Origin of the sequence: Methylorubrum podarium (assembly GCF_022179745.1) — a bacterium.
In the GTDB taxonomy this organism is placed as follows: Bacteria; Pseudomonadota; Alphaproteobacteria; order Rhizobiales; family Beijerinckiaceae; genus Methylobacterium; species Methylobacterium podarium.
The window spans coordinates 1-7611 of sequence record NZ_BPRD01000165.1 but is presented as its reverse complement, the minus strand read 5'-3'; the positions used below and the strand labels follow the sequence as shown (position 1 = coordinate 7611).

Sequence of the window (7611 nt, the reverse complement as noted above, 5' to 3'; positions counted from 1 at the left end):
CCGCGCGCCCTGGCTCGCCATCGTCGGCATCGGCGAGGACGGGCGGGCCGGACTCTCGCCCGCCGCCGCCGCCGCCCTCGACGGGGCGGAGGTGGTCTATGGCGGGCGCCGCCACCTCGCCCTGGCCGCGCCCCTCGCCGCCGAGACCCGCGCCTGGCCGAGCCCGATCGGGGACGCCTATCCCGGCATCCTGGCGCGGCGCGGCCGGCCCACCTGCCTCCTCGCCACCGGGGACCCGTTCCACTACGGCATCGGCGCCGAGATCGCCCGGCTGGTGCCGGCCGCCGAGATCCGTGCCTTCCCGCAGCCCTCCGCCTTCAGCCTCGCCGCCGCCCGGCTCGGCTGGTCACTGCCCGAGACCGCCTGCCTGACGCTGCACGGGCGCGACCTGTTCGGGATCGTGCCCCATCTCCAGCCCGGCGCGCGCCTCCTCGCCCTGTCCTGGGACGGCGCGACGCCCGCGGCCCTCGCCGCGCTGCTCGCCGGGCGCGGGCTCGGCACCGCCCGGCTCACCGTCCTCGAAGCGATGGGCGGCCCGGACGAGCGGGTCCGCGCGGCGCGGGCCGACGACTTCGACCTGACGGAGATCGCCGCCCTCAACACCGTCGCGGTGGAGATCGAGGATGCACCCGGCGCCCGGATCGTCCCCCTCAGCCCCGGCCTCGACGACGGGTGGTTCGAGAATGACGGCCAGCTCACCAAGGCGGAGATCCGCGCGGTGACGCTCGCGGCCCTGCGCCCGCGGGCCGGCGAGACCCTGTGGGATCTCGGCGCCGGCGCCGGCTCGGTCTCGATCGAGTGGTGTCTGCGCCATCCCGCCAACCGCGCGGTCGCGGTGGAACGCCGACCGGACCGGGCCGAGCGGATCGCCCGCAACGCGAAGGCGCTCGGCGTCGGCGCGCGGGTGCAGGTCGTCGGCGGCGCCTCGCTCGCGGCGCTCCCCGCCCTCCCCGCCCCGCGGGCGGTCTTCGTCGGGGGCGGCGTCGCCGAGCCGGGCCTGCTCGCCGCCTGCCGGGACGCGCTGCCCGCCGACGGGCGCTGCGTCGCCAACGCCGTCACCCTGGAGGGCGAGGCCGCCCTGCTCGCCGCTTTCGCGGAGGCGGGCGGTGCCCTGCGCCGGCTCTCGGTCGCCCAGGCCGTACCGGTCGGCGGCCTCACCGGCTGGCGCCCGGCCATGCCGATCACGCAATGGGTCTGGACCAAGCCGTGAGCCCGCCCGGCATCGTCGCCGGCATCGGCTTCCGCCGGGTGACGACGGGTGCGGAGATCGTCGCGCTCCTGCGCCGCGCCCTCAGCGAGGCCGGGCTCGCGCCGGAACGGCTCTCCGCCCTCGCCACCGCCGCGGACCGGGCCGGCGAACCGGCGATCCACGAGGCCGCCGCCGCCTTCGGCCTCGTGCCGACGGGCGTCGACGCGGCGGCCCTGACGGCGGCCGACGCGCGGGTGGAGACCCGCTCGAGCCGGATCGAGGCGAGCCGCGGCGTCGGCTCGGTGGCGGAGGCGGCGGCCCTCGCCTGCGCCGGCCCGGAGGCGCGCCTCCTCCTGCCCCGCATCGCCAGCGCGGGCGCGACCTGCGCCCTCGCGGCACCGGCCGAAAGACTTCCTTAACCAAGAAGTCGCGTCGCGCCCCCGACGAAGGGAACCTTTCACGCGATCTGGGCCAACACCGCCCCGTGCGGCAGGGAGGCTTTTGCGGTGACGGAGTTGTCGGTTCCGACCCTGCAGTTCACCGATTTCCTGGTATTCGGCGCCTGCGCCGCGATCTTCCTCTGCAATTGGCTGCTGCGCCGACAAAAGACCTACTTCCTCTGCTTCGGAGCGAGCTACGCCGTCTGCGCGGCCATGGCCGTGTGGTTCGTGGATTTCGGTTATTACGGCAGCATCTGGTCGCCGTTCGGATGGTCGCTCGCCGGAGCGACCTTCTGGATCGGGCTGCGGCTCTTCGACGGCCGCCCGGCGGTCACGGCGCCGATGCTCGGCTTGTTCCTGCTGCCCACCGCCACGCACCTCCTGCTGACGCTGGCGGGCGGCGGCCCCGCCGCGGTCAATGCCGGCAGCACGATCGCCTACGCGGTCCACGAGGCCGCGGCGGCGGCTTACGTCTTCCGCAACTCGCCGGCGCGATCCCCGCTCCGCCAGCTGGTCGCCTGGGCCCTCCTCGCGATCGCGCTGGTGATCTGCCTGCCCCTGCTGCCGCTCCCCGAGCCCTCGATCCGCCTGTCGGTCATCGCCATCTTCATCGTCGATCACATCACCTCGATCCTCCTGACCACCGCGATCCTCGCCCTGGAAGCGGAGCGGGCCCACGCCGCCGTGGAGCGGATGGCGCGGACGGACGCGTTGACCGGGGCGCTGAACCGGCAGGGCCTCGCGGCCGAGGCTGTGGGTCTGACCGAGGCCGGCATCATCGTCGCCGACCTCGACCACTTCAAAGCGATCAACGACCGGTTCGGGCATGCGGCGGGCGACGCGGTCTTGCGCGACTTCGCCGCGCGGGCGGCCGCGCTCCTGCCCGAGGGCGGACACCTCGCGCGTCTCGGTGGCGAGGAGTTCGGGATCGTGCTGCCCGGACGCGACCACCACGCGACGACCTATCTCGCCGAGCGCCTGCGCCGCGCGGTCGGCAGCCTCCCCGTCCCCTGGAAGGCATCGTCCATTCCGATCACGGTGAGCATCGGCGTCGCGATGCTCAAGGCCGGGGAGGACCTGACCGAGAGCCTGGAGCGCGCCGACAAGGCGCTCTACGACGCCAAGTCGGCGGGCCGGAACCGCGTCCGGGTCGCGTAGGCCCGCGTGCGGGGCCCGCCCCTCAGCCTGCCCGGCCCCCCGACAGGCTGCCGATCCTCTCCGCCGCGAAGCGCGCGCGGAGCCACGACGCGGCGGGGCCGCAGGGCCGCTGCTTGTGCCAAACCAGCTCCAGGGCGATGGGCCAGTCGCCCTCGTCGAACTGCAGGTCCGGCGTGACGAGGTCCGGCGCGGTCTGGGAGGCGGCGATGACGTGATCGGTCACGAAGGCCCAGCCGATCCCGTGCTTCACCATCTCCAGGATGACCCAGTAGCTCTCGACCCACCACACCTCGGCGGCGACCCGCAGGCGGCGCTTCTCCGGCCCGTCGCTGCGCGCGGCCACCAGGATCTGGCGGTGGCGCTTCAACTCCTCCCACTCCACCCGCGCCTTCGCGAGGGGGTGGTCGCGCCCGCAGACGAGCTTGAGCGGCACCCAGCCGATGGTCTGGAAGCCGAGTTCCGTGGGCAGGATCTCCTGGCGCCACATCACGCCGAGGTCGGCGGCGCCCGACTGCACCATCCGGCTGACATCCTCCATCAGCGGGAACAGCAGTTCCAGCTCCACGAAAGGGAAGGCCTGAGCGAACTCGGCGAAGAGGGCGCCGAGCGCGTGCTCGGGATAGAGCTCGTCGATGGCGACGACCAGCCGGTTCTCCACCCGCTGCTCCAGGCTGCTCGCCACGCCGATCAGGTGCTCGCGCCGGTCCAGCACGACGCGCGCCTCCGACAGAAGCCGCTCCCCGGCCGGGGTGAGCACCGGATTACGGCCCGTCCGGCTGAACAGCGCCAGCCCGAGATCGGTCTCGAGATTCGCCACATGGGTGCTGACGGCCGATTGCGCCTTCCGCAGCGTGCGGGCCGCCCCCGAGAAGGAACCGGCCTCGGCCGCCGCCACGAAGGCCTGAAGCTGATCGAGCGAGACGGCCATCTATCCGATTTCCAGATACGTCCTAACTTGGCTCACCGGGTATCACAGATAGAAGGCGGCGCACCAACCCAGTCTTCCCGAGACAAGTCCATGCGCACCACACGCGACCGTATCCGCCACGCGATCCTGTTCGAGCTGATCAGCCTCGCGCTCGTCGTCCCGTTCGGGACCGTGCTGTTCGGGCTGCACGCCTCCGACATGGGGGTGATCGGCGTGGGCAGCGCGCTCGCCGCGACGGCGTGGAACTACGTCTACAATCTCGGCTTCGATCGAACGATGCAGCGCCTAGCCGGGCACACCCGGAAGAGCCTCGGCCTGCGGGTGGGGCACGCCGTGCTGTTCGAGGCGGGACTGCTCGTGATCCTGCTGCCGCCGATCGCCTGGTATCTCGGCATCGGCCTCGCCCAGGCCCTCGTCATGGATCTCGCGATCGCGGCCTTCTACGTGGCCTACGCCTTCGTCTTCAACCTGGCCTACGACCGGGCCTTCCCGCTGCAGGGCTGGGGCGAGGCCGCGGCGGCGCCTTGCCGCTGAACCCGGCGCGACCCTCGATCATCGTCTCTCCCCAACGGCCGGCCCGATGCTGTAAGCGGACGCTCATGACCGTCCATTTCATCGGCGCCGGGCCGGGCGCCGCCGACCTCATCACCCTGCGCGGCCGCGACCGGATCGCCGCCTGCCCGGTCTGCCTCTACGCGGGCTCGCTGGTGGCGCCCGAGATCCTGTCGTGGTGCCCTCCCGGCGCGCGCATCGTCGACACCGCGCCCCTCGACCTCGACGCGATCATGGACGAGATCCGCGCCGCGCACGCGGCCGGCCGGGACGTGGCGCGGCTGCATTCGGGCGACCTCTCGGTCTGGAGCGCCCTCGCCGAGCAGACCCGCCGGCTCGACGCGTTGGGCATCCCCTACACCGTCACGCCGGGCGTCCCCTCGTTTGCCGCCGCCGCCGCCCTGCTGCGGCGCGAGCTGACCGTGCCGGGCCTCACCCAATCGGTGGTTCTCACCCGCACCTCGGGCCGGGCGAGCCCGATGCCGGAGCGCGAAACACTCTCCGCCTTCGCCGCCACCGGCGCGACGCTGGCGCTCCACCTCTCGATCCACGTGATCGAGCAGGCCTGCGCCGACCTCGTCCCGTTCTACGGGGCGGACGGCCCGGCCGCGGTGGTGTTCCGCGCGACCTGGCCCGACGAGCGGGTGCTGACCGGGACGCTCGCCACCCTCCCCGAGCGCGTCCGGGCGGAGAAGATCGAGCGCACCGCCCTGATCCTGGTCGGACCGGCCCTCGACCCGGCCGATTTCCGCGAGAGCGCCCTCTACGCCCCCGATTACGACCGCCGCTTCCGCCCCCGCGGCGCGGTCGGGGCGTGCGGCGAAACGTCGGGCGAGGCCGCCTCGTGAGCCCCGCCCCCGGCCTCCTCGTCGCCGCGCCGCGCTCCGGCTCCGGCAAGACCACGGTGACGCTCGCGCTGATGCGGGCTTTGCGCCGCCGGGGCGTGGCGCTCCGCGGCGCTAAATGCGGGCCGGACTACATCGACCCCGCCTTCCACGAGGCGGCGACGGGCGCACCCAGCCTCAACCTCGACAGCTTCGCCATGCCCGACGCGCTGCTCGACGCCTGCGCCGGCCTCAGCGCGCACGAGGCCGACCTCGTCGTGGCCGAGGGCTCGATGGGGCTGCACGACGGCATCGTCGCCGGCGAGGGCCGCACAGGCGCGAATGCCGACATCGCCGCGCGCTACGGCTGGCCCGTGCTCCTCGTTCTCGACGTGTCGGGCGCCGCGCAATCGGCGGCGGCCGTGGCGCTCGGCTGTGCGGCCTATGATTCGCGGATCCGGATCGCCGGCGTGATCCTCAACAAGGTCGCGAGCCCGCGCCACCGCCGCCTCGTCGAGGCCGGCTTGTCGCGGGTCGGGCTCCCGGTGCTCGGCGCCTTCCCGCGGGAGGCGAACCTCGTCCTGCCCGAGCGCCATCTCGGCCTGGTTCAGGCCGGCGAGACCGCCGACCTCCACGCCCGTCTCGACCGCCTCGCCGACCTCGCGGAAGCCTCCCTCGACCTCGACGCGATCCTCTCCGTCGCCGGCGGGCACGCGCCCGCCGCGACCGGGGGCCTGCCGAGGCCGCCGGCGCAGCGGATCGCGGTGGCGCGGGACGCGGCCTTCTCCTTCCTCTACCCGCACATGCTGGCGGGCTGGCGCGCGGCCGGCGCCGAGATCGTGCCGTTCTCGCCGCTCGCCGACGAGCCGCCGGGCGTTGATTGCGACGCCTGCTGGCTGCCCGGCGGCTATCCCGAACTGCATGCGGGCCGGCTCGCCGCGGCAGACCGCTTCCGCGACGGTCTGCGGGCCTTCGCGCGGACGCGGCCGGTCCACGGCGAGTGCGGCGGCTACATGGTTCTGGGCGAGAGCCTGGAGGATGCGGACGGGATCACCCATCCGATGGCGGGCCTGCTGCCGGTCGCGACTTCGTACCGGCGGCGCAAGCTCCATCTCGGCTACCGCGTCGCGCACCTCCTCGCCGACGGGCTGCTCGGCGCCACCGGCACGCGTCTCGTCGGCCACGAATTCCATTACGCGAGCGAGCTCACGCCGGCCCCCGGGGACGACCTTGCGCTCGCGCGGGTAACGGATGCGGAAGGGGTGCCGCTCAGCCTCGCCGGACATCGCCGGGGCCACGTCACGGGCAGCTTCTTCCACCTGATCGCGGAGACGACCGGCGCCTGATACGGTCTCCGGCTGACTGGTTCGGTTCAGCCCCCAATCCCCGTCATCCCGGGGCCGCGCAGCGGAACCCGGGATCCACCCGTGATGCGCGGCTGGAACAGGGCGTCGAGGCCAGTCGTGGATTCCGGGTTCGCCTTCGGCGCCCCGGAATGACGGGAAGCTCCACCGAAGGAATCAGCCGGGAATTATATGAGGCACGTCCGCGAACGCCGCGAGCGGGGAGTCGCCGCCGGGCCGGGATGGCAATCGAGGGGAACGGCGCCGCGTGCGACAGCCGGCGGCCGCCGTCTGATACGGTGATCGGGAGCCGCAACCGGTCACGTTGGTGATCGCGGCTCTCGATGCTCGGTCCGACCCGCCGTCGGACGCCGGACCGGCATCCGCTCGGCGGCGCGTTGCTCAGGCTTCGACGACTTCCGCTTCCTTCTTGCGGCCGAGGCGGGCGGCGCTGCGCACGATCGCCAGAACCTCGCGGCGCAACTGGTCGTCCTCGATCGTGGCGAAAGCGCGCAGCAGATCGACCGCTCCGTGGGCGCGCAGGAAGCCGAACACTTCCGTCTGCTCCTGGGCGGCGGCGCCGTCACCCTCCTCGAAGAAGGCGGAGACCGGGACTTCGAGCAGGCGGGCGATCTCGCGCAGGCGGCCGGCGCCGACGCGGTTCTGGCCCTTCTCGTATTTCTGGACCTGCTGGAAGGTCACACCCACAGCGGTCCCGAGCGCGGTCTGACTCAAGCCGCGTGCCTTGCGCAGCGCGGTGATCCGGAGCCCGACGAGGCGGTCGACATCGGTTGTCTGTTTCGGCATCATCTTACGGCACGGTCCCTGTTCGATGTCGCGGACCAACCCAAGGACCTTAGGTCGGCAGCGCTTGAGCATTTGCCAGCGTCTTCGGGCACCTCGAAACGCTTCTACTACCCAAGCGGGTTGGGCAGATGCGCTGCGAGGCTACCGTATCGCTGTGGTTTAGCCTAGCTGCAGCATCACCATGAAGTGCATACACAATGCAAGAGCCTACCTGTTGCCGGACGGGAGTTTTCAGTTTGCTACCGTGTTTCTGTTCTCGAAACGTTCCTGCTGAAAAATCGGCAACCCTCGCTTGAGTTTCGCGGGATTTCTCACGAATTCGCTGACAAGAGAGCACTCACACTAGAGGCGGTGAAGCCGGTCCGGCTTC

General features: G+C 72.5%; 8 protein-coding genes. 6 read left to right on the top strand and 2 right to left on the bottom strand.

All coding sequences use genetic code 11. The features are described 5' to 3' along the window. From cbiE to MFF42_RS08695, 3 genes are all read left to right on the top strand, one after another. Nucleotides 1-1210 (top strand): precorrin-6y C5,15-methyltransferase (decarboxylating) subunit CbiE (cbiE, locus tag MFF42_RS08705; protein ID WP_238255382.1); only part of this gene is annotated, 1210 nt, incomplete at its 5' end. Further along, entirely contained in the window at nucleotides 1189-1608 is a 420-nt protein-coding gene (locus MFF42_RS08700; RefSeq protein ID WP_238255381.1) for a cobalamin biosynthesis protein, read from the top strand. The genes cbiE and MFF42_RS08700, both read left to right, overlap by 22 nt. An 87-nt stretch (nucleotides 1609-1695) precedes the next feature. Then, nucleotides 1696-2787, top strand: coding sequence for a GGDEF domain-containing protein (locus tag MFF42_RS08695; RefSeq protein ID WP_238255380.1), 1092 nt, complete (start codon nucleotides 1696-1698; stop codon nucleotides 2785-2787). Between the two features lie 22 nt (nucleotides 2788-2809). Here the strand turns inward: MFF42_RS08695 and MFF42_RS08690 are convergent, their stop codons facing one another. Continuing rightward, entirely contained in the window at nucleotides 2810-3715 is a 906-nt protein-coding gene (locus MFF42_RS08690) for a LysR family transcriptional regulator (RefSeq protein ID WP_238255379.1), read from the bottom strand. A gap of 90 nt (nucleotides 3716-3805) precedes the next feature. Between MFF42_RS08690 and MFF42_RS08685 the strand changes: the two genes are divergently transcribed. From MFF42_RS08685 to MFF42_RS08675, 3 genes are all read left to right on the top strand, one after another. After that, a complete protein-coding gene (locus MFF42_RS08685; RefSeq protein ID WP_238255378.1) occupies nucleotides 3806-4249 on the top strand; it encodes a PACE efflux transporter in 444 nt (147 codons plus the stop codon). A gap of 65 nt (nucleotides 4250-4314) precedes the next feature. Beyond that, the gene (gene cobM / locus MFF42_RS08680; RefSeq protein WP_238255377.1) at nucleotides 4315-5115 is read left to right on the top strand and encodes a precorrin-4 C(11)-methyltransferase; all 801 of its coding nucleotides are present in this window, start codon (nucleotides 4315-4317) and stop codon (nucleotides 5113-5115) included. Beyond that, nucleotides 5112-6437: a cobyrinic acid a,c-diamide synthase CobB gene (locus MFF42_RS08675; RefSeq protein WP_238255376.1), complete on the top strand. Its 1326-nt coding sequence runs from the start codon at nucleotides 5112-5114 to the stop codon at nucleotides 6435-6437. The genes cobM and MFF42_RS08675 overlap by 4 nt, the downstream gene beginning before the upstream one ends. 399 nt (nucleotides 6438-6836) lie before the next feature. Here MFF42_RS08675 and MFF42_RS08670 read toward each other — a convergent pair whose 3' ends face one another. Next, a complete protein-coding gene (locus tag MFF42_RS08670) occupies nucleotides 6837-7244 on the bottom strand; it encodes a helix-turn-helix domain-containing protein (RefSeq protein ID WP_238255375.1) in 408 nt (135 codons plus the stop codon). Between the last annotated feature and the right edge of the window lie 367 nt (nucleotides 7245-7611).

What these genes read in the sequence shown, in the direction of transcription:
- cobM (WP_238255377.1), top strand. Translation starts at nt 4,315, where the DNA reads ATGACCGTCCATTTCATCGGCGCCGGGCCGGGCGCCGCCGACCTCATC.
- MFF42_RS08685 (WP_238255378.1), top strand. Translation starts at nt 3,806, where the DNA reads ATGCGCACCACACGCGACCGTATCCGCCACGCGATCCTGTTCGAGCTG.
- MFF42_RS08670 (WP_238255375.1), bottom strand. Translation starts at nt 7,244, where the DNA reads ATGATGCCGAAACAGACAACCGATGTCGACCGCCTCGTCGGGCTCCGG.
- MFF42_RS08690 (WP_238255379.1), bottom strand. Translation starts at nt 3,715, where the DNA reads ATGGCCGTCTCGCTCGATCAGCTTCAGGCCTTCGTGGCGGCGGCCGAG.
- MFF42_RS08700 (WP_238255381.1), top strand. Translation starts at nt 1,189, where the DNA reads ATGGGTCTGGACCAAGCCGTGAGCCCGCCCGGCATCGTCGCCGGCATC.